Source organism: Streptosporangium sp. H13245 (genome assembly GCF_055690525.1).
Genome location: NZ_JBSZKT010000025.1, coordinates 1 through 24,533, shown reverse-complemented (window position 1 = coordinate 24,533; position 24,533 = coordinate 1). Strand labels below are relative to the sequence as shown.

Below are 24,533 nucleotides of genomic sequence, written 5' to 3'. Positions count from 1 at the left end.
TCCGTCTTACCAGGTATGCAGATCTGGTCGCCCCCGTGGTGGGGAATTACAGTGTACTTGCGCGTTTTCGTCCTATCTGGCGTATGACGGAGTGCGAATCGGCCGCTCGAAGCCCTGGCCGTCGGGGCTTCGTCTCGGACGAACGCGGACGGCCTCCGCACGGGCTCGAAAAGCCCGGAACGGGCTGAAAAGCGGGAAGACCGGCCCCCCGGGTGAGGGACCGGCCTGCGCGCTTCGGTACGACATCGGTGCCGGACCGTGCGGGGTGCGCCCGGATCAGAGACCGGATCGGAGATCGGACGGGACCTGGACCGCCGTCACGGGCCGAGCCGGGCGGGGACGCGAGGTTCTGTACGAGGGCGTGCCGCCTCTTCGGCGACCTCCGCCGCTCCCGATCCTCTCTGCCCTTCCTTCGAGGGGCGCCAGCGTATGCCGCGTTCCGACACCGGTCGCGGGCCGATCTCCTTGCCGAGGCCCATCTGATGGAGCAGCCACCCCAGGGTGCCGCCCAGGACCACGATCCCCGCGCCGATCCAGAAGAAGAGGACGCTGGCGGCCGTCATCGCCACCCCGGAGATCGCGAAACCGGTGACGCAGACGATCGAACCGGTCCAGCCCGCCACGGTGTGTCCCATGTCGTGCTCTTCGTGGATCTCCGCCAACTCCGCGAGGTCTCTTCTCATCCCCACGATGTCTCCTCCGTCTGAAGCGCCGTCCCCTGCGGGCCGTGATGAGTCGCCGGGGCGACAGGCGCTAGGTTGAATCGGCCCGTATCATTTATCTCACGAGCTAAGTTTCTTAGATAGTAAGGAGATTCTGTGGTGGAACGCAAATCCGAAGCCGGGGCCTCACCGCCGGAGGTTCTAGCCCGGATGGACCAGCTGATCGCGTTGAGCCTGGTCGGGCAGCACACGCTCGCCGAGCGTCTCGGGATCAACGTCACGGACCTGACGTGTCTCGGCTTCGTCCTGGGCGCGGGGGAGGAGGCGCTCACCGCGGGACGCCTCGCCGAGCTGGCCGGTCTCACCACCGGGGCCGTCACCGGGGTGGTCAACCGCCTGGAGAGCGCGGGCTACGCCCGGCGTGTCCCCGATCCTCATGACCGGCGCCGTGTCCGAATCGTCCCGGAAGGGGACTCGGCCGCCCGCATCGCGACGGCGTACGAGCCCACCTACCGGCGGCTCACCGAGCTCTTCGAGAGCTACGGCCCGGACGAGCTGGCCGCTATTTCCGACTGGTTCACGCGTGCCGCCGACGCCATGCGGATCTCCCTGGCCGAGATCCGCGAATCCCCGGCTCCCTAGGGAAGCGGGCGGAGGCCGGTGACCCGGAGGGGGCGGCCTGCACGCGAAGAGGCGCCGCTTCGGCGGCGCCACGAAACGGCCCGAGGCGAAACGGCTCTAGGGAAAGCGGCTCGATGCGAAACGATCCGATCCGAGGCGGAACGGCTCGGCTTGGAAAGGCTCTTGGTCCGTCGTTCCCGGTGGCGGTGCCGGTGTTCTCGCGCTTTCCGGAGAGCCGCGCCGACGGTCACGGGGGACCGGCCGGTCCGTGCGTCGAGGACGGGTCCCGCGACGACCCGGGGTGTCCACGGGTCGTGGTGTTGATCATGCCGCTGACGTCGAGGCGTCGAGGCGTGGAGATGTCGAGGCGTCGACCGGGGTGTCGATCACCGGCGCGCGGGCGAGCTCGCGGCCGGTTCGCGTCGAGCGTTCATCCTCCGTCGCGGCGGGCGTTCTGCTTCGCGATTCCCTGGAGGACCTCGGTGACATGGGGGGCGCAGACCGGATCACGGGAGTGCCTGCCGGAGAACCAGCGCGTTTCGATCACGTAGTCGGCCGGATGGCCGCAGAGACACTTACCGGGCGTTCCCGAATCTGCCGGTACGACCGCCGTGCGGTGAGTCACCATGGGCTAACTTTAGACTTGTTTGACGCTTTTATGATATTTCCTCGCTCTTTTTACCAATAAATCAATTGAGGATTGCCCGGAACCGCTCCGGCCCTCGGCCCGGAGGGCTCCCCGGGCCGGAACGGCGTGCGGGCGGTGGTTCACATGACGCCGACGGGCAGTGGTTCCGCGATCCGCGCGTCGGCCAGATTGGCGCTGACGGCGAACCTCTCCGACAGCCCGCTGGCCTTCAGCGGCCCGCTCACCGCCGGTGCCGGAGCGATCAGCCGCAGCGTGCCGCCGTGTCGTACGGCCCTGTGCAGGGTGGAGAGCAGCACGGCCACCCCGCTGGCGTCCATGGCGGTGACCATGGACATGTCGAGGAGGAGCCGGTATCCCGGGCGGCCCAGCGCGGCCAGCAGGTGCTCGCGGAGCGCGTGGGCCGTGAAGATGTCGATCTTCCCTGCGATGTCGCAGACCATCCAGTCTGGGTGGGCGTGCGTGGACAGGTCCATACGGACCTCCGATCGGCGGCCACGGGCATCAGCCTGTGGCGCGTCCGTTGGAATGGGGCGGGCGATGTGACCGATCGATGCCGCTGTGGCGATGTCGAAAGTGTGCCACACCGAGGTGCGTTTCCGTGGCGCCTGTCCGACACCACCGGCGTATCCGGAGCCGGTGAGCCCACTCTCCTCCGGCGCCCGGGTTTCCGCCGAACCTCACCCCGCTGGACCTCACCCCAGCGAATCCGATACACCACGGATCCGATACACCGGCGGATTCGATGCACCGGCTGGTTCGTTCCTCGCGCGGCTCAACCGGCCCCGAGCGGGTCGGCCCCGAGCGGGTCGGCGCCGAGTGCCGCCAGCGCGGCGGCCACCGCCGGGGGGCCGAGCGTCGCGGCCGGTACGTCGGCGAACTCCACGGTGCAGTCCGAGAGCCCGCCGATGGCCACGACCGCGCGGGCGCGGGCGGCCAGGTCGGGATCCGGGCCGAGCAGCAGGGTGATGAGCCGCCGCCGCCAGCTGCCCATGCGGGGACCCAGGTCGAGGTGGGCCAGGGTGGACAGGTCGCGTACCACCATCACGGTCACCTCCCGGTGCCGGAAGGTGATGTCGAAGTAGCCCTGGAGGAGATCGCGAGGGCTCTGCGGGGCCTTCGCCTCGGTGTCGGCCAGGAAGGCGTCGACATCGTCGATCAGTGGCTGGACGATGCTGCGGAGCAGGTCCTCCCGCGAGGTGAAGTGGTAGTAGAGCGCGGGTTTGGTGATCCCGAGCCGGTCGGCGATGTCGCGCAGGCTCGTCTGCTGCACGCCCTTCTCGGCGAACAACTCCCGTGCGACCGCCTGGATGCGCGCCTTGGTGTCGGACGGCCTCGCCACCTGATCGTTCTCCCCTGCCCTCGCGCCGGACCTCCCGTACGCGTGGGTGTCCTCGTGCTCGGATCAAGGGTACCGGCACGGTAAAAGTGGCTGACTTAACGATAGGTAAGTGCTTGTGTGAGGCCATTCGGATGACTTGCCTTCCGTTAAGTAAAAGGGAAGGAAGGCCATGAGGATCCTCGTCTCCGGGGCCGGTGTCGCCGGGCCGGTCCTGGCGTACTGGCTGGACCACCACGGCTTCGAGGTGACCGTGGTGGAGCGGGCGCCGACGCCACGCAGGACGGGCGGGCACGCGGTCGACCTGTTCAGGCCGGCGATGGAGATCGTGGAGCGGATGGGCCCGCTCCCCGCGATCACGGAGAAGGAGACGGGCACCCGGCACCTGGCGACCACGGGCGGGCCTTCCGCGCGTACGAGAGCGAGCTGGGCGAGTACGCGAGACGCAGCCGGGAGCTGGGCCGCAGGATGGCGAGGACCCTCGTGCCGGACAGCCGGTCCCGGTTGCGGGCCACCGTGTGGGGCACCCGGCTGCTCGCCCGCCTTCCCCGCGGCATGATCCGCGCCCTGAGCGGGCTCCGGCGCACGGGGGTGCGCCCGCACGAGACGATCGAGCTCAGGGACTACCCCCGCGGGCGGCGGGCCGGGCGCGAACAGCCATGAAACCGGCCGGTCCCGGTCACGGGCGCGAACGGGCGTGAAACCGGCCGGTCCCGGTCATCGAAAACGGGTGTGAGACCGGCCGGTTTTGGTCATCAGAACCGCCAGCGCGTCGCCGTCATCCCGTCCGGGCCGTAGCCGAAGGCGCGGGTGGGCGTGATCCGGTAGAAACCGTACTCGGGTGAGCCGGGAAGGCGGTCCTCGTAGACGGAGCCGTCGCGCACCGCGAGCTCCCACTCGTACTTCGCCCTGAAGGCGGCGGACACCCGGTGGAGCTCGTCCTCGTCCCGCGCCCGGGTGGCCTCGCCCTCGACCACGAGGTCAAGGCTCTCGCCGGGGACGGTGATGACGCAACCGGGGTTGCCGGCGAGGTTCCTGGCCTTGCGGGACCCCGGGCGGGTGGTGATCCAGGGGGCGCCTCCGGCCCACACCAGCAACACGGGCATGGCGTGTGCCCGGCCGTCGGGCCGTACCGTCGAGATCCAGGCCTTCGGTGCGGACTCCAGGCACGCCCGCGCCTCGTCCCACGGTTTGATCGTCGCCTCGTCCGTGCTGATCGGTGTCGCGTCGGCCTCGCCGAACAGGAGTTCGGCGACAGGCGTCGTCTCGGTCATCCCTGGATTCCTCCCCATGTGCTCACCTTCGGTCAGTTCCTTTAGGAAACTAACGGGAGAGACGGTAGCAGGTGACCGTTCCCTAAAGGAACCCTCTCGCTAGACTGTCCCCATGCAGCGAACCCGATTCGGTGACATGGCCTGCTCGATCGCCCGCACGCTGGATGTCATCGGTGAACCGTGGTCGCCGCTGATCCTGCGGAACGTCTATGTCGGCATCAGCCGCTTCGACCAGATCCAGCAGAGCCTGGACATCTCCCGCAAGGTGCTCACCGAGCGGCTCAAGTGGCTGGTCGAGAACGGCGTGCTGGAGCGGCAGGAGTATTCGAGCAGGCCGCCCCGCCACGAGTACGCGCTCACCGTCAAGGGCATGGAGCTGTGCGACCTGCTCCTGGTGATGGTGCGCTGGGGCGACCGGTGGACGGCGGGCGAGGCCGGTCCGCCGGTGCTCTACCGCCACCACGCCTGCGGTGAGATCAGCCACGTCGAACCGCGCTGCGCGGTGTGCGACCGGCCGATGCGCGCCACCGACGTCGACGTCCTGCCCGGCCCCGGGGCCGCGCAGCCCCCGGTCGCCCCAGTTGACCGGGACCGCCACTCGGACGGTTACGAGCACACCGGGGCCGCGCCCCCGGTTCGCCCCGCCTGACCGGGGCCGTACGGACCGGCACGAGCGCGCCGAGCCCTGAAAGGCGGGAGGTCCTGAAAGGCGGGCGTCAGTCGTTCTTGAAGGGGTCGTGCTCGGCCAGCAGCTTGTCCAGCCTGGCCTGGTCGACGCGGCTGACGACGGCGGCCTCCTCGTTCCGGTCCCGGACGCACTTGGCGAGCGTGAACGTCGACGTCACCACGTAGAGCAGCCCGAGCCCCATGAACGAGCGGACCCAGGTGGTCACGGGCAGGTAGGCGATACCGATTCCCAGGGCCGCCACGGACAGCCCGAAGGAGATGACGGCCTGCGCGTAGAAAGCGGTCGTCGTCGTGTTTTTCACCGGTCGTGTCGTCATGCACACCATCGTGGTGACGATCCGCTTCCGGGGCGTGAGTGCGGCTACTTAGTTACCGGTGAGTACGACGGCCGGATTCCTCGCCCGCGCTCCCGGGCACCCCGTCAGCCGTCCGTGGCGGTCGCGCGGGCGAGGAAGAGGCTCCGCTCGCGCTCGTTGCGGGTGAGCCCGGCGGCCCGTTCGAACTCCTCGCGCGCCTCGTCGAGACGGCCCAGCTTCACGAGCAGATCCCCCCGTACGGCGGCCAGCAGCGGGTAGTTCCTGAGCGCGGGCTCCGTCACCAGCCCGTCCACGATCTTCAGGCCGTGCTCCGGGCCGTACGCCATGCCCACCGCGACCGCGCGGTTCAGCTCCACCACGGGCGAGGGGGCGACGTGGGCGAGCACCCGGTAGAGGGCGGCCATCCGCTCCCAGTCCGTGTCGTCGGCGGACCGCGCGCGGGCGTGACAGGCGGCGATCGCGGCCTGCAGACCGTACGGGCCCAGGGTGCCGAGCGCCTCGGCGCGGGCGAGCGACTCCAGCCCCCGGCGGACGAGCAGCCGGTCCCACAGTCCCCGGTCCTGGTCGAGGAGCAGGACGGGCTCGCCGCCGGGTCCCGTCCTGGCGCGCGTGCGGGACGCCTGGATCTCCATCAGGGCGACGAGGCCGTGCACCTCGGACTCCTCCGGCGTGAGGCCCGCCAGGATCCGGCCCAGGCGCAGCGCCTCCTCGCAGAGCGAGGGGCGCATCCAGTCGTCACCGGCGGTCGCCGAGTAGCCCTCGTTGAAGATGAGGTAGACGACCTCCAGAACCGACGAGAGCCGGTCGCCCAGCTCCGCCGGGGTGGGCATCTCGAACCGCACCCGCTTCTCGGCGAGGGTGCGCTTCGCCCGGAAGATCCGCTGTCCGACGGTCGGCTCGGGAACCAGGAAGGCGCGTGCGATCTCCTCCGTCGTCAGGCCGCCGAGCAGGCGGAGGGTGAGCGCCAGGCGCCCTTCCGTGGACAGTACGGGATGGCAGGCCGTGAAGAGGAGGCGCAGCACGTCGTCGCCGATGTGGTCGTCGAGGGCGTCGTCCAGCTCCGCCTCGGCCGACTCCCGGCGGATCTCCATGTCCCGGCCGACCTCTTCGAGCTTCCGCTCGTACCGGTTCCTGCGGCGCAGCAGGTCGATCGCCCGGTGCTTGGCGGTGAGCATGAGCCAGGCGCCGGGGTTGTCCGGTACGCCAGAGATGGGCCACTGCTCCAGCGCGATGACCAGGGCGTCCTGCGCCAGTTCTTCGGCCAGGCTGACGTCGTGCACCATCCGGGCGAGCCCGGCGATCACTCTCGCGGACTCGATTCGCCAGACCGCCTCGACGACCCGATGGGGATCCCCAACCGTCATGCCTCCCGATCCAAGCACTTCGTTCCCGTCCGCGACACCGTCCTTCCCCGGCCCCCCGCGTGCCGGGGGAGCGCGGGGGAGCCGGGCGACGCGACGCCCCGGCCGGGGTTCCCAGCCGGGGCGGCGACGGCGGTTTTACGCGGGGGCGGTTCTACGCGGGACGGCGAAGGTTTTACGCGGGAGCGGCGAAGTCCTCGGGCCCGAAGACGCGGTAGATGTCGGCCTCCCCCTCCCACCCCTCCCAGTGGTCGCGGTGCGCCTTCATGAAGCGGGAGGTCCACTCGACGACCTCCTCCTTCGAGCGGACCTGGTAGAGGGCGTAGCTGACCAGTTCCTTCGCCTCCGCGAACGGCCCGTCCGTGGTGCTCAGCCTGCCCCCGGTGACCTCGACCCGCGCGCCCTCGGCGCTCGGGGCCAGCCCGCCGTTGTCGAGCAGCGCGCCCGCCCCGGTGGCCTCCTCACCGAGCTTGGTGATCGCCTCCATCAGCTCGGCGGGCGGCGGGGTGGCGGGGTGGTTGGTGATCGTGAGGGTGACCATGTATCGCATCGTGTCTCTCCTTGGTTTTGTCTCTTGAATGACCGGCCGGATTGGACGAGGTCAGGTGCGCCGGTGGAGGTGGAGTGACAGGGCCGAGAGCCAGGCCCAGATGACCACGATTCCGGTGACGAAGGCCAGGTTGGCCCAGACGGCACCCCCACCGCTCGCCATGGCGGCGAAGGTCACGAGGAACAGCGCGCCGGTGAACCGCGAGAAGCCCGCCCATCCCGTACGGCCTTCCGTGGCGAACCGGCGGCCGACGGCGAAGCAGGCGACGATCACGCACAGGAAGCCGACGGCACCGAAGGCGAAGTGGAGAATTCCGTGCCAGCTGACCGGTCCCGGACCCTCGGGCGTCCCCGCGGGGAAGCCCATCCCCGGATCCGCCCGGAAGATCCCGGCGCCGATCAGGGTCGTCCCGTACGCGCCGACGAGCCGGGGAGCCCAGGTCGCGCCCTGCCCCGGGGCCAGGGCCCGGCGCAGGCCGACCGCGCAGGCGATGCTCGCCAGCCCGGCGACGACGAGGTTGACGATCTGGATCCAGCCGGGACCGCCGTTGGCGAGCATGCTCCACGCGTGGCGGCTGAGGTCGAAGCCCTCCCGGGTCAGCGCCTGGGCGAGGGACACCGCGATGTACACCGGCCCGGCGATGACACCGCACCCCAGGAGCGACCTGGTGACGCTCGCCCGCGAGTCGCGGGCCCTCATGTTCGCGCTCCTCGTCACCTGCTGGGTCATGGCCTTCTCCTCACGCGTCCTGGCCGGTTTCGGTGTTCCTCCCGGCCCTCTGACCACGCTTCGAACGAGCCCGGGCCGATTCGACACGGCGACCGGATTTCTTTCAAGATTTTTAGGAGCCCGGGTGCGGCGCGGGTCCCGGGGGTGGCACGGGCGCGAATCGCCCGTGGGGCTCGGACTTCGTACCGCCGGGGTGGCGTGGGATGATTTCCCCATCATGCCCGCGACGTCGCCCTTCCGCCTCGCCCGCGCGGCCGCCTTCGCCGCGGTCTGCCTGGGGCTGAGCGTGACGGCACACGTCCTCGCGGGCGGCTCGGTCTCCGTGCCGAGCGCGGCCGTCGCCCTGGCCCTCGCCTTCGCCGTGGCTCTCGCCGTGTCGGGGCGCGAACGGACGCTGGCGGTGATCCTGCCGCTGCTGGCGGGCGTGCAGGCGGGGCTGCACGTGCTGTTCTCCCTCGCGCACGCCGCCTCCCCCGCCGAGATGGCAGAGATGATCGGGCACGCCCACTCGGGGCTGCTGCCCGGTCTGGGCATGCTGGTGACGCACGGCTGGGCCGTCGGGCTGACCGCCCTGTGGCTGGCGCGCGGCGAGGCGGCGCTGTGGGCACTGCTGCGACGGCTCGGTGCCCGGCTGTGCCGCGTGCTCGTCGTGGTCGTGACCCCGGCGTACGTGTCCTTCCTCACCGCGGGCGCGATCGAGCCGGGAGCCCTCCGCTCCGCCGTGTTGCGCCACGTCGTCAGCGGGCGCGGCCCTCCCCGGATCGTCACCCTCACCTCCGGCTGACCGCTCGGGTCGCCCGGGGGCCTGACCCGTTCCCGAGCCCGCCCGCGCGTACGTACGCGCGGGCCCGCGCCGACGCGGCCTTCCGGCTGCCCGGCGGACCACATCAGCGTGACAGTCCCGGTCGCGTGTCCGGCATGGCCATATCGAGGCGGCGTTCGGCCTCGGCCCGCCGGACCGGCCAGAAGAAAGGCCTCAACGTGTCTGCTCGTCGTATCAACCGTGCCGGAACCAACCGTCCCGGAACCAGCGGCTCCGGAATCAGCAGGATCGCCCGTGCCGGAGTCCGTCGTACCGCCCCCGTGGGAATCCTGATCGCGGCCGTGGTGGTCCTGGGCGGGTGTGGCTCTCAGGGCACCACGGCACCGGCCGCCGCCCCGAGTACCGCCCCGGGGACCGCCGCACCCGCCGCCACCCCCTCCGTCGCCGCCGCTGCCGTCTCCGCGTTGACGATCACCGATCCGTGGGTGAAGACCGCGAAGAAGGGGATGAGCGCCGCCTTCGGCACCCTGGTCAACAACACCGACGCCGAGGTGACGATCGTCTCCGGCACCTCGCCGCTGTCACCGAAGGTCGAACTGCACGAGGTCGTCGACTCCAAGGGAAAAATGATCATGCGCCCCAAGGAGGGCGGGTTCGTGGTTCCCGCGAGGGGCAGCCACCAGCTTCAGCCCGGCGGTGACCACATCATGCTGATGGGCGTCACCGAAGCGGTGAGGCCCGGCGCGCAGATCCCCTTCACCCTCACGCTCAAGGACGGCAAGACCGTGGAGTTCACCGCGGTCGGCAAGGACTTCGCCGGGGGCAAGGAGGACTACCAGCCCGGCAAGGACATGAACATGGACACGGGTGAGGGCGGCGGCTGAGCGGGAAGCCGGAAACGGAGAAGAACTCATGCGGGAACCCCGACTCAGCCGCAGGGGACTGCTCGCGGGAGGCGCCGCCACCGCGGCCGGTGCCCTCGCCGCGTGCGCCCCCGGCCAGGCTGTCCCCCCGGTCGCCCCCCAAGCCGTTCCGGCGGCGTCCCCCGTCTCCGGGGGGTCCGCCACGGAGCCCTTCGACGGGATCCACCAGGCGGGGATCGCGACGGCGCCCCAGACGTACGGGGTGTTCGTCGGCCTGGACCTGTTACCGGACACCGGCCGCGAGGCGCTGGCCCGGATGATGCGGCTGCTCACCGACGACGCCCGGCGGTTGACCCAGGGCAGGCCCGCCCTGGCCGACACCGAGCCGGAGCTGGCCGTCCTGCCCGCCCGGCTCACCGTGACCTTCGGGTTCGGCCCCGGTTTCCTCACGGCGGCCGGGCTGGCCGACCGCCGTCCGGAGGCGGCGGCGCCGCTGCCCGCCTTCGGGATCGACAGGCTCAGGAAGGAGTGGAGCGGCGGGGACCTGCTGCTGCAGATCTGCGCCGACGACGCCCTCACCCTGACCCACGCCCTGCGCATGGTCGTCAAGGACGCCCGTTCCTTCGCGAGGGTCCGCTGGACCCAGCGGGGCTTCCGGCGCGGCGCGGGCACCCAGCCCGCCGGGCTGACCCAGCGCAACGTCATGGGCCAGCTCGACGGGACCGTCAACCCCGCGCCCGGTTCCCCCGACTTCGACCGGGCCGTGTGGGTGAGCGGCGGCCCGGAGTGGCTGCGTGGCGGTACGACGCTGGTGCTGCGGCGCATCCGGGCGGAGATGGAGACCTGGGACGCCGTCGACCGGGTCGCCAAGGAGTTCACCGTGGGCCGCCGCCTGGACAACGGCGCCCCGCTCACCGGACGCGACGAGCATGACAGGGCCGACTTCGAGAAGCTCAACGCGATCGGCTTCCCCGTCATCTCCGAGCAGGCCCACATCCGCCGGGCCCATGTCACCGACCCGACCCTGCGGATCCTGCGCAGGGTCTACAACTACGACGAGGGGCTCACCCCGGAGGGGCACGCCGACTCCGGGCTGCTGTTCGCCTCCTACCAGGCGGACGTCTCCCGGCAGTTCGTCCCGATCCAGCGCAGGCTGGCCGAGGCCGACCTGCTCAACGAGTGGACGACCCCGATCGGCTCGGCCGTCTTCGCCATCCCGCCGGGATGCTCACCCAACGGCTGGATCGGGGACACCCTCCTCACCTGACGGGACCTGACGGGACCTGACGGGACCTGACGGGACCTGACGGGAGACGCCGTACGCCCGTGGCGGCCAATGGTCGTCACGGGCGTACGGCGCCCCTCCCGCGACTCGCAGCCCGGTCCCCGGCGGCCGGTACCCGGTCAGCTGTTCGGCTGGACGACCGAGAAGCGCCCGCCCTGAGGATCGTCGAGCAGGGCGAACCGCCCGGCCGGGACGTCGTGGGGCGCCATCGCCACCGTGCCGCCCAGCTCGGCGGCGCGCGCGGCGACGGCGTCGCAGTCGGACACCGTGAAAGTGGCCGTCCAGCGGGACGGGGTCTCGGCGGGCCACCGCTCGTCCAGCTCCGTCATCCAACCGGCGGGCGTGCCACCACCCGTACGCCACTCCACACGAGACCCGTGGACGTCACTCTTCCAGCCGAGCACCGTCCCGTAGAACGCCCTGGCGCCCTCGGCGTCGCGTACGGCCAGCAGCTCGCTCCAGCAGTACGCGCCCGGCTCGCCGACGACCCCGGCGCCGTGGAAGTCCTTGGCCTGCCAGAGCCCGACGAACGCGCCCTGCGGGTCGATCAGCAGCGCGAAGCGGCACAGCTCCCCGCTGTCCATCGGTCCCATGAACACCTGGCCGCCCGCGTCCCGTACGAGCCCGGTCGTGGCGTCGACGTCGGCGACGCTGACGTAGGTCGTCCAGAAGGCCGGTGTCCCGGGCGGCGCTCCGGCGATCATCGGCATCAGCGCGGCCACCGGACGGCTCAGGTCACCGTCCAGGGTCAGCGTGACGTGGCCCGGGACCAGCGGGTCGGGGTCGACGTGCGCGTGCCAGCCGAACAGGCCGGTGTAGAAGGCCGTGGCGGCGTCCGGATCGGGCGCGCTGAGATCAGCCCAGCAGAACGTTCCCGGCTCGTACGAGACTTTTTCCGGCATGGCCGATTTCCTTTCTTCACGGGCCGCGCTCACCCGGAGGCTCACGTGCGGACTAGGCAGAATAGAACGACCACCCGTAAACCCGGAACACGGCCTGGAAATCAATCGATGTCATGGTCCGCCCGGTGCTTCTGGTTGATAGTGCGATGTCCTGGATTCCGCTGCGCGGGATCAGGCCCCGGGGCGGGTGGGGAACCACGCCACCCACCGCCGTTGCCAGGGGGTTTCGACCGCGCGGTGGTGGTAGTGCTCACGCGTCCACTCGACGGCCTCCCGAGGTGGCAGGCCGTCGAGGGTGGCCAGGCAGGCCATGACGGTGCCGGTCCTGCCGACCCCGCCGCCGCAGGCGACCTCGACGCCGAGCCCCGAGCGCGCCCGCTCGTGCAGGCCGACGATGGAGCGGGCGGCCGTGTGCCGGTCCAGGGGCAGCAGGAAGTCCGGCCAGCGGATCCATTCGTGCGGCCACGGCAGCGCACTTTGATGACGGTTCCGAAGGCGTGCCGAGCCGAGATAGAGCGCGAAGTCCGGGGCCGGGCCGGTGGGGGCACCGTCGCGCAGTCCCCGGCCACGAACCCAGGCGCCGCCGGGAAGCCGGACCGCGCCGGTCAATGATGCCGTCATGAGGTGATTGTCGCTCACCGCCGTCACCCGCCTGCTCACCTGCCGGTGCCGCGTGGTCCGAACCGCCGGTGGCGACTCCGCGACTCCGCGACTCCGTGACTCCGCGCCGACGGTCGACGGCCGACGACACCACGGCGCCCCGCCACCTTCGGCCGTCCCGTCGACGGCGAGACACCGGTCAGGACACCGGGCGGACCTTGGTCCGGGCCGAGACCTCGCCGGACAGACATTCGGCCAGACATTCAACCAGGCTGCCTCCCGTAACAGACAATGTCCGACGAGTCACAATTAAAGGCTTTTTGTGGAAGAACCGCTGTGTAAAGAAATCGAACCGCTGATTGCACCATAACTTGGTGGATCGTGGTTGCCGCGCCTAACGTTTCGGTCGTTGATGATCTGGTTATCCTCTTAAGGCCGTGGTCAGGGCAATATCGCTGCGGAAAGCTCGGCCCCCCGTTCAATGATTCGGCACTATTTGTCGGAATTCCTGCGGGAGGTCGGCCTTGCTGTCCTGGGGTCATATTCGGAAGAGCTTCTTTGGAAGCGCCTTGTCCGGACTTACGGTGTGTGCGGTTGGGTTGGGCCCGGTGGCGTACGCCGCCTCCGCCGACCCTCATGACGGTGCTGACACCCCGTCACTTATCGTCACATGTGGTCCCGGCAGGACCGGCCCGACATTGCGGCTGACACGGGAGGCGCGGCTCGACGGCAACCGCGCGATCGTCACGGTGCACGTCGCCAACACCGGCGACGTCGACGCGGAGGGGGCGAGTTTCGCCGAGGACCTTTCCGCCGTCCCCGACAGCGCGACCGTGGGCGACAGCCAGGCGACCTCGGGCGCGTTGACCTACAGCAAGCCCCTGCTCAAATGGGTGGGCGACGTGACCGCCGGTGACAGCATCGAGGTGCGGTACGCCGTCCGGGCGGCCGGTCACCAGATGTCCATCCCGACGGTCGACGCGCACGCGGGACGGACCTGCCAGGACACGACCGCGGGTCCCGAGGCCGCCGGCACGCAGGCCGACGAGTCCCCCGCCACCGACGCCCCCGCCGACACCCCGGCCGACGCGCAGGCCGGTGAGACCGGTGAGACGGCCACCCCGGCGCGCAAGCGCATGGAGGGCGGGGCCGCCCGGTTGAGGGGCCCGACGGACGTCCGGGTCGAGACCAGGCGGGTCCGGCCGGGCTCCGAGACGGGCGCGCGGATGGCGCACCAGGCGCCGATCACCTTCTCCGAGCGCTACACGAGCGACTACCGGGGGGCGGTGACCCGCGCGGCGAACGCGGTGGTGACCTGCTACCCCCCGCAGGTGACCGATTGCGCCACCCGCCAGAACGGCTCGGGCAACAACAACGTCGCCGCCACCTTCATCGACGTGGACAGCGACGGGGCGACGTTCAACTCCAGCACCGCCGGTCTCACGCTGTCGGCCAACGCGCAGGTCGCGTACGCGCGCCTGTACTGGGGTGCCCGGAGCCAGACCACGACCGACACGACGGGCCTTCCGGCCGGCAACCGCCTGGCGCCCGACATCAGCCTGCGCGGGCAGGTGCAGTTCAAGGCTCCGGGTGACACCGCCTACCGGACGGTCACCGCCTCGACCGCCGACATCGGCGACACCCCCGACAACGTCACCACGGACGGGGTCGTCTACGGGGCCTCCGCGGATGTCACCTCCCTGGTGGCGTCGGCGGGTGCCGGTACCTACACGGTGGCGAACGTGCAGGCCGCCCGGGGGCTCGACGGCCTCGGAGCGTTCGGCGGATGGTCGCTGGTGGTGGCCTACCGGGACTCGACCCAGCCGCTACGGAACATCTCGGTGTTCGACGGCTTCCTGGAGCAGCAGAACGGCACCCCGGACACCACGATCAACCTGACCGGATTCCAGACCCCGACCACCGGGGCCGTGAACGTCCAGCTGGGCGAGATCGTCTACGACGGTGACAACGCGATCGTCGGCGACTCCCTGAGCATCAAGAGCACCAACGGCCCGCTGACCGTGCTCAGCGACGCCCTCCACCCGGCGGACAACTTCTTCAACTCCACCATCGCCACGCTCGCCAACCAGGTGACCAACCGGAACCCGACCTACACCAACACGCTCGGGTACGACTCCAACATCATCGACGCGTCGTCGGCGTTCCGTAACAACGACACCTCGGCCCAGTTCACCTTCACCACCGTGGGAGACGCCTACTGGCCCCACGCGTTCTTCACGCAGACCGACCTCCACCAGGCGAACCTCCAGATGACCAAGACCGCCCAGGTGGTCGGCGGCGGCACCCCCGTGCCCGGATCGGTCGTCCAATACACCATCACCACGACCAACGTGGGAGACGACACCGCGGTCAGGGTGCTGCTCTCCGACCCGATCCCCGTGAACACCGTCTACGTTCCGGGGAGCATCGCCGTGGCGTCGGGACCCAACGCCGGGTCCAAGACGGACCCCCCGGGGGACGACCAGGCTCAGTTCGTCGACAACCAGGTCAGCGCGCAACTGGGAACCGGGGCGAACGCCACGAGCGGCGGCTCCCTGGCACCGGGCCAGTCCACCTCCGTGACATTCCGGGTCACCCTCGGCCCCAACTCGCCCGGCACGACGGTGACCGACACCGCGACCATCTCGTACGCCAGCTCCGACACGCCGACCCAGCAGGGAACGGTCTCCGCGAGCGCTTCGACGCCGGTCCCCGTGCAGGTCTCGTCGCTGGCGCTGCTGAAGACGGCGTCGCCGAGCACGGTGGCGGCCGCGGGCCGGACGGTGACGTACTCGTACGCGGTCACCAACACCGGCCAGACCACCCTCACCAATGTGGGGATCACGAACACGGCGTTCTCGGGTACCGGGACCCCCTCGGCCGTCACCTGTCCGGTGACGACGCTAGCCCCGCTGGCCTCGACGACGTGTACGCGGACGTATGTGACGACGCAGGCCGATGTGGACGCGGGTTCGATCGTGGACACCGCGACGGCGTCGGGCACTCCGCCGAACGGTTCGGTGGTCACGTCGGCTCCGTCGACGGCGACGATCACGATCACCTCGGCTCCCAGCCTGTCGCTGCTGAAGACGGCGTCGCCGACCACCGTGACGGCTGCGGGCCGGACGGTGACGTACTCCTACCTGGTCACCAACACCGGTAACCGGACGCTGACCGGCGTGGGCATCACGAACACGGCGTTCTCGGGCACCGGGACCCCCTCGGCCGTCACCTGCCCGGTGACGACGCTGGCCCCGCAGGCCTCGACGACCTGCACGAGGACGTACGTGACCACGCAGGCCGATGTGAACGCGGGCACGATCGTGAACACCGCGACGGCCTCCGGCACCCCGCCGACCGGCCCGGCGGTCACGTCGGCTCCGTCGACCGCGACGATCACGATCACCTCGGCTCCCAGCCTGTCGTTGCAGAAGACGGCCTCGCCGACCACCGTGACGGCGGCCGGACGGACGATCACCTACTCCTACATGGTGGTCAACACCGGCAACACGACGCTGACCGGTGTGGGGATCACGAACACCTCGTTCTCGGGTACGGGAACGCCAGGACCGGTCACGTGTCCGGTGACGACGTTGGCGCCGCAGGCTTCGACGACGTGTACGCGGACGTACGTGACGACGCAGGCCGATGTGGACGCCGGTTCGATCGTGAACACCGCGACGGCCTCGGGCACCCCGCCGACGGGTCCCGCCGTGACGTCCGCTCCGTCGACCGCGACGGTGACCATCACGTCGGCTCCCAGCCTGTCGCTGCTGAAGACGGCGTCGCCGACCACCGTGACGGCCGCCGGTCGGACGATCACCTACTCCTACCTGGTCACCAACACCGGTAACCGCACGCTGACGGCGGTGGGGATCACGAACACCTCGTTCTCGGGTACGGGAACGCCAGGGCCGGTCACGTGTCCGGTGACGACGTTGGCGCCGCAGGCTTCGACGACGTGTACGCGGACGTATGTGACGACGCAGGCGGATGTGGACGCGGGCTCGATCGTGAACACCGCGACGGCCTCCGGCACCCCGCCGACCGGCCCGCCGGTGACGTCGGCCCCGTCGACGGCGACGGTGACCATCACGTCGGCTCCCAGCCTGTCGCTGCTGAAGACGGCCTCGCCGAGTTCGGTGACGGCGGCGGGCCGGACGATCACCTACTCGTACGCGATCGTCAACACCGGTAACCGCACGCTGACCGGTGTGAGTGTGACGAACACGTCGTTCTCGGGTTCGGGAACGCCAGGACCGATCACCTGCCCGGTGACGACGCTGGCCCCGCAGGCCACCACGACGTGTACGCGGACGTATGTGACGACGCAGGCGGATGTGGACGCGGGCTCGATCGTGAACACCGCGACGGCGACGGGTACCCCGCCGACCGGCCCGGCGGTCACGTCCGCTCCGTCGACCGCGACGGTCACCATCACCTCGGCTCCCAGCCTGGCCCTGCAGAAGACGGCCTCGCCGACCTCCGTGGCGGCGGCCGGTCGGACGGTCACCTACTCCTACCTGGTCGTCAACACCGGTAACGCGACGCTGACCGGTGTGGGCGTGACGGACACCTCGTTCTCGGGTTCGGGAACGCCCTCGGTGCTCACCTGCCCGGTGACGACGCTGGCCCCGCAGGCCTCGACGACCTGCACGCGGACGTACGTGACCACGCAGGCCGACATCAACGCCGGTTCGATCGTGAACACGGCGGTCGCCTCGGGCACCCCGCCGTCGGGTCCGGCGGTCACGTCGGCTCCGTCGACCGCGACGGTGACCGCCGTGTCCAACCCGGAGCTGTCACTGCTGAAGACCGCCTTTCCCTCGGCCGTGCAGAACACGGGTGAGACGGTCACCTACTCGTACGCGGTGATGAACACCGGCAACACGACGCTGAACGCGCTGAGTGTGGCGGACACCGCGTTCTCGGGCACCGGGACACCTCCGGTGATCACCTGCCCGGTGACGACCCTGGTGCCGCAGGCCACCACGACCTGTACGGGCACCTACACGGCCACACAGGCGGATGTGGACGCGGGGTCGATCGTGAACACCGCGGTCGCCACGGGCACCCCGCCCACCGGCCCGCCGGTCGCGTCCAACCCGTCGACCGCGACGGTGACCGGAGATCCGGTCGCCCGCCTGTCGTTGCTGAAGGAGGCCTCTCCGTCCATCGTGACGGCGGCGGGCCGGACGGTCGCCTACTCCTACATGGTCGTCAACGACGGTAACGCGACGCTGACCGGTGTGAACGTGGTGGACACGTCCTTCTCGGGCTCGGGGACACCTCCGGTGATCACCTGCCCGGTGACGACGCTGGCCCCGCAGGCCACCACGACCTGCACGGGCACGTACGTGACCACGCAGGCCGACATCGACGCGGGGTCGATCGTGAACACCGCGGTCGCCTCCGGCACCCCGCCGGTGGGTCCCGCGGTGTCCTCCGCTCCGGCGACGGAGACGGTGACGGCCCTGGACAACCCCAGCCTGGCGCTGCTGAAGACGGCGTCGCCGACCACGGAGGCCGCCGCGGGCCGGACGGTGACGTACTCCTACACGGTCACCAACACCGGTAACGCGACGCTGACCGCGCTGAGCGTGGCGGACACGTCGTTCTCCGGATCGGGGACACCCGGACCGGTCACCTGCCCGGTGACGACGCTGGCGCCGCAGGCCTCGACGACCTGCACCAGCACCTATGTGACGACGCAGGCCGACATCGACGCGGGGTCGATCGTGAACACGGCGGTCGCCTCGGGCACCCCGCCGACGGGGCCCGCGGTGGCCTCCAACCCGTCGACCGCGACGGTGACCTCCGTGGAGAATCCCAGCCTGTCGTTGATGAAGACGGCGTCACCGGCCACGGTGGCGGCGGCGGGCCAGACGGTCACCTACTCCTACCTGGTGGTCAACGACGGTAACGCGACGTTGACGGGTGTGAGTGTGGCGGACACCGCGTTCTCGGGCTCCGGTGCGCCTCCGGTGGTCACCTGCCCGGTGACGACCCTGGCGCCGCAGGCCTCGACGACCTGTACGGGCACGTACGTGACGACGCAGGCCGACATCGACGCGGGGTCGATCGTGAACACGGCGGTCGCCTCCGGCACTCCGCCGACGGGGCCCGCGGTGACCTCCGACCCGGCGACGGCGACGGTCACCTCCACGGACGCTCCGAGCCTGGCGCTGCTGAAGACGGCGTCGCCGACCACGGTGTCGGCGGTGGGGCAGACGATCGCCTACTCCTACGCGGTCACCAACACCGGCAACACGACGCTGACCGCCCTGAACGTGGCGGACACGTTCTTCTCCGGGTCGGGGGCGCAGGGGCTGGTCACCTGCCCGGTGACGACGCTGGAGCCGCAGGCCTCGACGACGTGTACGGGCACGTACGTGACCACGCAGGCCGACATCGACGCGGGTTCGATCGTGAACACCGCGGTCGCGTCCGGCACTCCGCCGGACGGCCCGCCGGTGTCGTCGGCCCCGTCGACGGTGACGGTGACGGCCGCGGACGCTCCCAGCCTGTCGTTGCTGAAGACGGCGTCGCCGACCACGGAGGCGGCGGCGGATCAGACGGTGACGTACTCCTACGCGGTCACCAACACCGGCAACACAACGCTGACCGGTGTGAGTGTGACGGACACGCTCTTCTCCGGTTCTGGGACGCCTCCGGTGATCACCTGCCCGGTGACGACACTGGACCCGCAGGACAGCACGACCTGCACGGGCACGTACACGGTCACCCAGCCGGATGTGGACGCGGGTTCGATCGTGAACACCGCGGTCGCCTCGGGCACCCCGCCGACCGGCCCGCCGGTCGCGTCCGCCCCGGTGACGGCGACGGTGACCATTGTGTCGGACCCCGGTCTGGCGCTGCTGAAGACGGCGTCGCCGACCACGGCGACGGCGGCGGGCCGGACGATCACCTACTCGTACGCGGTCGTCAACACCGGCAACACGACGCTGACCGGTGTGACCGTGGTGGACACGGCGTTCTCGGGCACCGGGACACCTCCGGTGATCACCTGCCCGACGACGACGCTGGATCCGCCGGACTCGATGACGTGTACGAGCACGTACGTGACCACGCAGGCCGATGTGGACGCGGGCTCGGTGGTGAACACCGCGGTCGCGTCGGGCACTCCGCCGACCGGTCCGGCGGTGGCCTCCGACCCGTCGACGGCGACGGTCACCATCTCGGACGCTCCCAGCCTCGCGCTGCTGAAGACGGCGTCGCCGAGCTCGGTGACGGTGGCCGGTGAGACGGTGACGTACTCCTACGTGGTCACCAACACCGGCAACACGACGCTGAACGCGCTGAGTGTGGCGGACACGGCGTTCTCCGGGTCGGGGACACCGGCGGCGGTCACCTGCCCGGTGACGACGCTGGAACCACAGGACACCACGACCTGCACGGGCACGTACGTGGTCACCCAGGCCGACATCGACGCGGGCTCGGTGGTGAACACCGCGGTCGCGTCCGGCACCCCGCCGGAGGGCCCGCCGGTGACGTCGCCTCCGTCGACCGCGACGCTGAACATCACGCCGGCTCCGGGCCTGACGGTGCTGAAGTCGGTCACCCCGTCGAGCGTGATCGACCCGGGTCAGACGGTGACGTACTCCTACCTGGTCACCAACACCGGTAACTCGACGTTGACCGGGGTGAGCGTGACGGACACGGCGTTCTCGGGTTCGGGGACGCCTCCGGTGGTCACCTGCCCGGTGACGACGCTGGCTCCGCAGGCCACCACGACCTGCACGGGCACCTACACGGCCACACAGGCGGATGTGGACTCCGGTTCGATCGTGAACACCGCGGTCGCCTCGGGCACCCCGCCGACCGGTCCGCCGGTGACGTCGCCTCCGTCGACCGCGACGGTGACCGCCGCCCCGGTTCCCGGCCTGGCGCTGCTGAAGGAGGCGGTGCCGTCCACGGTGACGGCGACGGGTCAGACGGTGACGTACTCGTACCTGGTGACCAACACCGGCAACGTCACGCTGACCGCGCTGAGCGTGGTGGACACCTCGTTCTCCGGTTCGGGGACACCCGGGCAGGTCACCTGCCCGGTGACGTCGCTGGCGTCGCAGGACACCACGACCTGCACGAGCACGTACGTGGTCACCCAGGCCGACATCAACGTCGGCTCGGTCGTGAACACCGCGGTCGCCTCCGGCAACCCGCCGACGGGCCCGGCGGTGTCGTCGGCTCCGTCGACCGCGACGGTCACGGCCGCGGACGTCTCGGCGTTGACGCTCGTCAAGTCGGTGGCTCCGTCGACGGTGTCGGCGGCGGGTCAGACGGTGACGTACTCGTACGTGGTGACCAACACCGGCAACGTCACGTTGACGAGTGTGGGTGTGGCGGACACCGAGTTCTCCGGTTCGGGGACGCCTCCGGCGGTCACCTGCCCGGTGACGACACTGGCCCCGCAGGCCAGCACGACCTGCGTCAGCACGTACGTGGTCACCCAGACGGACATCAACGTCGGTTCGATCGCGAACACGGCGGTCGCGGAGGGTACTCCGCCGGAGGGCCCGGTGGTGTCGTCGGCTCCGTCGAGTGCGACGGTCACGGCCGCGGAGGCCTCGGCGTTGACGCTCGTCAAGTCGGTGGCTCCGTCGACGGTGTCGGCGACGGGTCAGACGGTGACGTACTCCTACCTGGTCACCAACACCGGCAACGTCACGCTGACCGCGCTGAGCGTGGCGGACACCTCGTTCTCGGGCACCGGGACACCCCCGGTGGTCACCTGCCCGGTGACGACGCTGGCCCCGCAGGCCACCACGACCTGCACGGGCACGTACGTGACCACGCAGGCCGATGTGGACGCGGGCTCGGTGGCGAACACCGCGGTCGCGACGGCCACTCCGCCGGAGGGCCCGGTGGTGACGTCCGCTCCGTCGACGGCGACGTTGACCGCTGTGTCGGACCCCGGTCTGTCGTTGCTGAAGACGGCGTCGCCCACCACCGTGGCGGCGGCCGGACGGACGGTGACGTACTCCTACCTGGTCACCAACGTCGGCAACACGACGCTGACGGGGGTGGGGATCACGAACGTGGCGTTCTCGGGCTCGGGGACACCTCCGGTGGCCACCTGCCCGGTGACGACCCTGGACCCGCAGGACACCACGACCTGCACCAGCACGTACGTGACCACGCAGGCCGATGTGGACGCCGGTTCGATCGTGAACACCGCGGTCGCGACGGGCACCCCGCCGACGGGTCCGGCGGTCACGTCCGACCCGTCGACGGCGACGATCACCATCACGGAGGCGCCCAGCCTGTCGTTGCTGAAGACCGCCTTCCCGCTGGCCGTGGCGGCCGCCGGTCACACGGTCACCTACTCGTACGCGATCGTCAACACCGGTAACACGACGTTGACGGGTGTGGGTGTGGTGGACACCGCGTTCTCGGGCTCGGGAACACCGGCGGTGATCACCTGCCCGGTGACGACGCTGGCCCCGCAGGCCACCACGACCTGCACGGGCATCTACACGGTCACCCAGGCCGACATCGACGCGGGTTCGATCGTGAACACCGCGGTCGCCTCGGGCACCCCGCCGGAGGGTCCGGCGGTGTCGTCGGCCCCGTCGTCGACGACGGTGACGGCCGTGTCGGACCCCGGCCTGGCGCTGCTGAAGTCGGCGTCGCCGACCACGGAGGCCGCGGCCGGTCAGACGGTCACCTACTCCTACCTGGTCACCAACGTCGGCAACACGACGTTGACCGGGGTGAGTGTGGTGGACACGGCGTTCTCGGGTACCGGTACACCTCCGGTGATCACCTGCCCGGTGACGACGCTGGGACCACCGGACACCACGACCTGCACGGGCACGTACGTGACCACGCAGGCGGACGTGGACGCCGGTTCGATCGTGAACACCGCGGTCGCCTCCGGCACCCCGCCGACGGGTCCGGCGGTCGCCTCCGATCCGTCGACGGTGACGGTGACGATCGCGGACGCGCCCAGCCTGACGGTGCTGAAGACGGCGTCGCCGAGCTCGGTGACGGCGGCGGGCCGGACGGTGACGTACTCGTACGCGGTGGTCAACACGGGTAACACGACGTTGAACGCGCTGAGTGTGGTGGACACCGCGTTCTCGGGTACCGGTACGCCTCCGGTGATCACCTGCCCGGTGACGACGTTGGAGCCGCAGGACAGCACGACGTGTACCAGCACGTATGTGACGACGCAGGCGGATGTGGACGCGGGTTCGATCGTGAACACGGCGACGGCGTCGGGTACGCCGCCGGAGGGTCCGGCGGTGACGTCCGATCCGTCGACGGTGACGATCACCATCACGGACGCTCCCAGCCTGACGCTGTTGAAGACGGCGTCGCCGTCCACCGTGACGGCGGCGGGCCGGACGGTGACGTACTCGTACGCGGTGGTCAACACGGGTAACACGACGTTGAACGCGCTGAGTGTGGTGGACACCGCGTTCTCGGGTACCGGTACGCCTCCGGTGATCACCTGCCCGGTGACGACGTTGGAGCCGCAGGACAGCACGACGTGTACCAGCACGTATGTGACGACGCAGGCGGATGTGGACGCGGGTTCGATCGTGAACACGGCGACGGCGTCGGGTACGCCGCCGGAGGGTCCGGCGGTGACGTCCGATCCGTCGACGGTGACGATCACCATCTCGGACGCACCCAGCCTGTCGTTGCTGAAGACGGTCTCGCCGAGCACGCTGACGGCGGCCGGTCAGACGATCACGTACTCGTACGCGGTGGTCAACACGGGTAACACGACGCTGACCGCGCTGACTGTGGTGGACACCGCGTTCTCCGGCTCGGGGACGCCTCCGGTGATCACGTGCCCGGTGACGTCGCTGGAGCCGCAGGACACCACGACCTGCACGGGGACGTACACGGTCACCCAGGCCGACATCGACGCGGGTTCGATCGTGAACACCGCGACGGGCTCCGGCACTCCGCCGACGGGGCCGCCGGTCACGTCCCCGTCGTCGACGGCGACGGCGACCGTGGCGGACGCTCCCAGCCTGTCGGTGCTGAAGACGGCGTCGCCGTCCACCGCGACGGCTGCGGGCCGGACGATCACCTACTCCTACCTGGTCACCAACACCGGCAACGCGACGTTGACCGGGGTTAGCGCGGTGGACACGGCGTTCTCGGGTACCGGTACGCCTCCGGTGATCACCTGCCCGGTGACGACGCTGGCACCGCAGGACAGCACGACGTGCACCAGCACGTATGTGACGACGCAGGCGGATGTGGACGCGGGTTCGATCGTGAACACCGCGACGGCGTCGGGTACTCCGCCGGAGGGTCCGGCGGTGACATCTCCGCCGTCGACGGCGACGGTGACGATCGCGGACGCTCCCAGTCTGGCGCTGTTGAAGACGGCGTCGCCGACCACGGAGGCCGCGGCCGGTCAGACGATCACGTACTCGTACGCGGTCACCAACACCGGCAACACGACGCTGAACGCGCTGAGTGTGGTGGACACGGCGTTCTCGGGCACCGGGGCACCTCCGGTGATCACGTGCCCGGTGACGACGCTGGAGCCGCAGGACACCACAACCTGCACCAGCACCTACGTGACCACGCAGGCGGACGTGGACGCCGGTTCGATCGTGAACACCGCGACGGCGACGGGCACCCCGCCGACCGGTCCGGCGGTCACGTCGGCTCCGTCGACGTCGACGGTCACCATCTCGGACGCTCCCGACCTGACGGTGCTGAAGACGGCGTCGCCGTCCACCGTGACGGCGGCGGGCCGGACGGTGACCTACTCCTACCTGGTCGTCAACAACGGCAACACGACGTTGACCGGTGTGGGTGTGGTGGACACCGCGTTCTCGGGTACCGGAGCACCTCCGGTGATCACGTGCCCGGTGACGACGCTGGCTCCGCAGGCCACCACGACGTGCACCAGCACGTACGTGACCACGCAGGCGGATGTGG

At 70.3% G+C, this 24,533-nt stretch carries 18 protein-coding genes; 7 read left to right on the top strand and 11 right to left on the bottom strand.

Annotated elements, in window-relative coordinates; genetic code table 11:
- Nucleotides 1–317: 317 nt before the first annotated feature.
- A complete protein-coding gene (locus ACW9TB_RS27415; RefSeq protein WP_472750947.1) occupies nucleotides 318–683 on the bottom strand; it encodes an HGxxPAAW family protein in 366 nt (121 codons plus the stop codon).
- Nucleotides 684–821: 138 nt separating this feature from the next.
- Here ACW9TB_RS27415 and ACW9TB_RS27410 point away from each other — a divergent pair, with 138 nt between their 5' ends.
- Nucleotides 822–1,304, top strand: coding sequence for a MarR family winged helix-turn-helix transcriptional regulator (locus ACW9TB_RS27410; protein WP_472750946.1), 483 nt, complete (start codon nucleotides 822–824; stop codon nucleotides 1,302–1,304).
- 409 nt (nucleotides 1,305–1,713) lie between these two features.
- Here ACW9TB_RS27410 and ACW9TB_RS27405 read toward each other — a convergent pair whose 3' ends face one another.
- From ACW9TB_RS27405 to ACW9TB_RS27395, 3 genes are all read right to left on the bottom strand, one after another.
- Nucleotides 1,714–1,911, bottom strand: coding sequence for a hypothetical protein (locus ACW9TB_RS27405; protein ID WP_362678043.1), 198 nt, complete (start codon nucleotides 1,909–1,911; stop codon nucleotides 1,714–1,716).
- A gap of 140 nt (nucleotides 1,912–2,051) precedes the next feature.
- Nucleotides 2,052–2,405 carry an STAS domain-containing protein gene (locus tag ACW9TB_RS27400; protein ID WP_472750945.1) on the bottom strand — a complete coding sequence of 118 codons (354 nt, stop codon included), beginning with the start codon at nucleotides 2,403–2,405 and terminating at the stop codon, nucleotides 2,052–2,054.
- Between the two features lie 299 nt (nucleotides 2,406–2,704).
- Nucleotides 2,705–3,271, bottom strand: a complete 567-nt coding sequence (locus ACW9TB_RS27395) for a TetR/AcrR family transcriptional regulator (RefSeq protein WP_472750944.1) — start codon at nucleotides 3,269–3,271, stop codon at nucleotides 2,705–2,707.
- A gap of 169 nt (nucleotides 3,272–3,440) precedes the next feature.
- On the opposite strand from ACW9TB_RS27395, the gene ACW9TB_RS27390 reads away from it, so the two are divergent.
- Entirely contained in the window at nucleotides 3,441–3,827 is a 387-nt protein-coding gene (locus ACW9TB_RS27390; protein ID WP_472750943.1) for an NAD(P)-binding protein, read from the top strand.
- Nucleotides 3,828–4,023: 196 nt separating this feature from the next.
- Here the strand turns inward: ACW9TB_RS27390 and ACW9TB_RS27385 are convergent, their stop codons facing one another.
- The gene (locus ACW9TB_RS27385) at nucleotides 4,024–4,542 is read right to left on the bottom strand and encodes a pyridoxamine 5'-phosphate oxidase family protein (protein WP_472750942.1); all 519 of its coding nucleotides are present in this window, start codon (nucleotides 4,540–4,542) and stop codon (nucleotides 4,024–4,026) included.
- A gap of 112 nt (nucleotides 4,543–4,654) precedes the next feature.
- Between ACW9TB_RS27385 and ACW9TB_RS27380 the strand changes: the two genes are divergently transcribed.
- Nucleotides 4,655–5,191 carry a winged helix-turn-helix transcriptional regulator gene (locus tag ACW9TB_RS27380; protein WP_472750941.1) on the top strand — a complete coding sequence of 179 codons (537 nt, stop codon included), beginning with the start codon at nucleotides 4,655–4,657 and terminating at the stop codon, nucleotides 5,189–5,191.
- 67 nt (nucleotides 5,192–5,258) lie between these two features.
- Here ACW9TB_RS27380 and ACW9TB_RS27375 read toward each other — a convergent pair whose 3' ends face one another.
- The 4 genes from ACW9TB_RS27375 to ACW9TB_RS27360 all read right to left on the bottom strand — a co-directional run bounded on the left by ACW9TB_RS27375 (nucleotide 5,259) and on the right by ACW9TB_RS27360 (nucleotide 8,186).
- Entirely contained in the window at nucleotides 5,259–5,546 is a 288-nt protein-coding gene (locus ACW9TB_RS27375) for a YiaA/YiaB family inner membrane protein (protein ID WP_472750940.1), read from the bottom strand.
- 104 nt (nucleotides 5,547–5,650) lie between these two features.
- Nucleotides 5,651–6,910, bottom strand: coding sequence for an RNA polymerase sigma factor (locus tag ACW9TB_RS27370; protein WP_472750939.1), 1,260 nt, complete (start codon nucleotides 6,908–6,910; stop codon nucleotides 5,651–5,653).
- Between the two features lie 172 nt (nucleotides 6,911–7,082).
- The gene (locus ACW9TB_RS27365; protein WP_472750938.1) at nucleotides 7,083–7,457 is read right to left on the bottom strand and encodes a YciI family protein; all 375 of its coding nucleotides are present in this window, start codon (nucleotides 7,455–7,457) and stop codon (nucleotides 7,083–7,085) included.
- A 51-nt stretch (nucleotides 7,458–7,508) separates the two neighbouring features.
- Nucleotides 7,509–8,186: a DUF998 domain-containing protein gene (locus tag ACW9TB_RS27360; protein ID WP_472750937.1), complete on the bottom strand. Its 678-nt coding sequence runs from the start codon at nucleotides 8,184–8,186 to the stop codon at nucleotides 7,509–7,511.
- A 217-nt stretch (nucleotides 8,187–8,403) separates the two neighbouring features.
- Here ACW9TB_RS27360 and ACW9TB_RS27355 point away from each other — a divergent pair, with 217 nt between their 5' ends.
- The 3 genes from ACW9TB_RS27355 to ACW9TB_RS27345 all read left to right on the top strand — a co-directional run bounded on the left by ACW9TB_RS27355 (nucleotide 8,404) and on the right by ACW9TB_RS27345 (nucleotide 11,079).
- Nucleotides 8,404–8,970 (top strand): MFS transporter, encoded by a 567-nt coding sequence (locus ACW9TB_RS27355; RefSeq protein WP_472750936.1) that lies wholly within the window; start codon nucleotides 8,404–8,406, stop codon nucleotides 8,968–8,970.
- 299 nt (nucleotides 8,971–9,269) lie between these two features.
- Complete coding sequence (locus ACW9TB_RS27350; RefSeq protein ID WP_472750935.1) at nucleotides 9,270–9,833, top strand: copper chaperone PCu(A)C; 564 nt, start codon at nucleotides 9,270–9,272, stop codon at nucleotides 9,831–9,833.
- Between the two features lie 28 nt (nucleotides 9,834–9,861).
- Complete coding sequence (locus ACW9TB_RS27345; protein ID WP_472750934.1) at nucleotides 9,862–11,079, top strand: Dyp-type peroxidase; 1,218 nt, start codon at nucleotides 9,862–9,864, stop codon at nucleotides 11,077–11,079.
- Nucleotides 11,080–11,216: 137 nt separating this feature from the next.
- Here the strand turns inward: ACW9TB_RS27345 and ACW9TB_RS27340 are convergent, their stop codons facing one another.
- Together ACW9TB_RS27340 and ACW9TB_RS27335 are read right to left on the bottom strand one after the other, a co-directional pair.
- A complete protein-coding gene (locus tag ACW9TB_RS27340) occupies nucleotides 11,217–11,999 on the bottom strand; it encodes a VOC family protein (RefSeq protein ID WP_472750933.1) in 783 nt (260 codons plus the stop codon).
- A 171-nt stretch (nucleotides 12,000–12,170) separates the two neighbouring features.
- On the bottom strand, nucleotides 12,171–12,620 hold the full coding sequence (locus ACW9TB_RS27335; protein WP_472750932.1) for a phosphatase domain-containing protein: 450 nt from the start codon (nucleotides 12,618–12,620) through the stop codon (nucleotides 12,171–12,173).
- A 677-nt stretch (nucleotides 12,621–13,297) separates the two neighbouring features.
- Between ACW9TB_RS27335 and ACW9TB_RS27330 the strand changes: the two genes are divergently transcribed.
- Nucleotides 13,298–24,533 (top strand): beta strand repeat-containing protein (locus ACW9TB_RS27330; protein ID WP_472750931.1); only part of this gene is annotated, 11,236 nt, incomplete at its 3' end.

Excerpts from the sequence above, each read along its gene's own strand:
- ACW9TB_RS27415 (WP_472750947.1), bottom strand. The coding sequence starts at position 683 with ATGAGAAGAGACCTCGCGGAGTTGGCGGAGATCCACGAAGAGCACGAC.
- ACW9TB_RS27405 (WP_362678043.1), bottom strand. The coding sequence starts at position 1,911 with ATGGTGACTCACCGCACGGCGGTCGTACCGGCAGATTCGGGAACGCCC.
- ACW9TB_RS27400 (WP_472750945.1), bottom strand. The coding sequence starts at position 2,405 with ATGGACCTGTCCACGCACGCCCACCCAGACTGGATGGTCTGCGACATC.
- ACW9TB_RS27390 (WP_472750943.1), top strand. The coding sequence starts at position 3,441 with ATGAGGATCCTCGTCTCCGGGGCCGGTGTCGCCGGGCCGGTCCTGGCG.
- ACW9TB_RS27385 (WP_472750942.1), bottom strand. The coding sequence starts at position 4,542 with ATGACCGAGACGACGCCTGTCGCCGAACTCCTGTTCGGCGAGGCCGAC.
- ACW9TB_RS27380 (WP_472750941.1), top strand. The coding sequence starts at position 4,655 with ATGCAGCGAACCCGATTCGGTGACATGGCCTGCTCGATCGCCCGCACG.
- ACW9TB_RS27375 (WP_472750940.1), bottom strand. The coding sequence starts at position 5,546 with ATGACGACACGACCGGTGAAAAACACGACGACGACCGCTTTCTACGCG.
- ACW9TB_RS27370 (WP_472750939.1), bottom strand. The coding sequence starts at position 6,910 with ATGACGGTTGGGGATCCCCATCGGGTCGTCGAGGCGGTCTGGCGAATC.
- ACW9TB_RS27365 (WP_472750938.1), bottom strand. The coding sequence starts at position 7,457 with ATGCGATACATGGTCACCCTCACGATCACCAACCACCCCGCCACCCCG.
- ACW9TB_RS27360 (WP_472750937.1), bottom strand. The coding sequence starts at position 8,186 with ATGACCCAGCAGGTGACGAGGAGCGCGAACATGAGGGCCCGCGACTCG.
- ACW9TB_RS27355 (WP_472750936.1), top strand. The coding sequence starts at position 8,404 with ATGCCCGCGACGTCGCCCTTCCGCCTCGCCCGCGCGGCCGCCTTCGCC.
- ACW9TB_RS27345 (WP_472750934.1), top strand. The coding sequence starts at position 9,862 with ATGCGGGAACCCCGACTCAGCCGCAGGGGACTGCTCGCGGGAGGCGCC.
- ACW9TB_RS27340 (WP_472750933.1), bottom strand. The coding sequence starts at position 11,999 with ATGCCGGAAAAAGTCTCGTACGAGCCGGGAACGTTCTGCTGGGCTGAT.
- ACW9TB_RS27335 (WP_472750932.1), bottom strand. The coding sequence starts at position 12,620 with ATGACGGCATCATTGACCGGCGCGGTCCGGCTTCCCGGCGGCGCCTGG.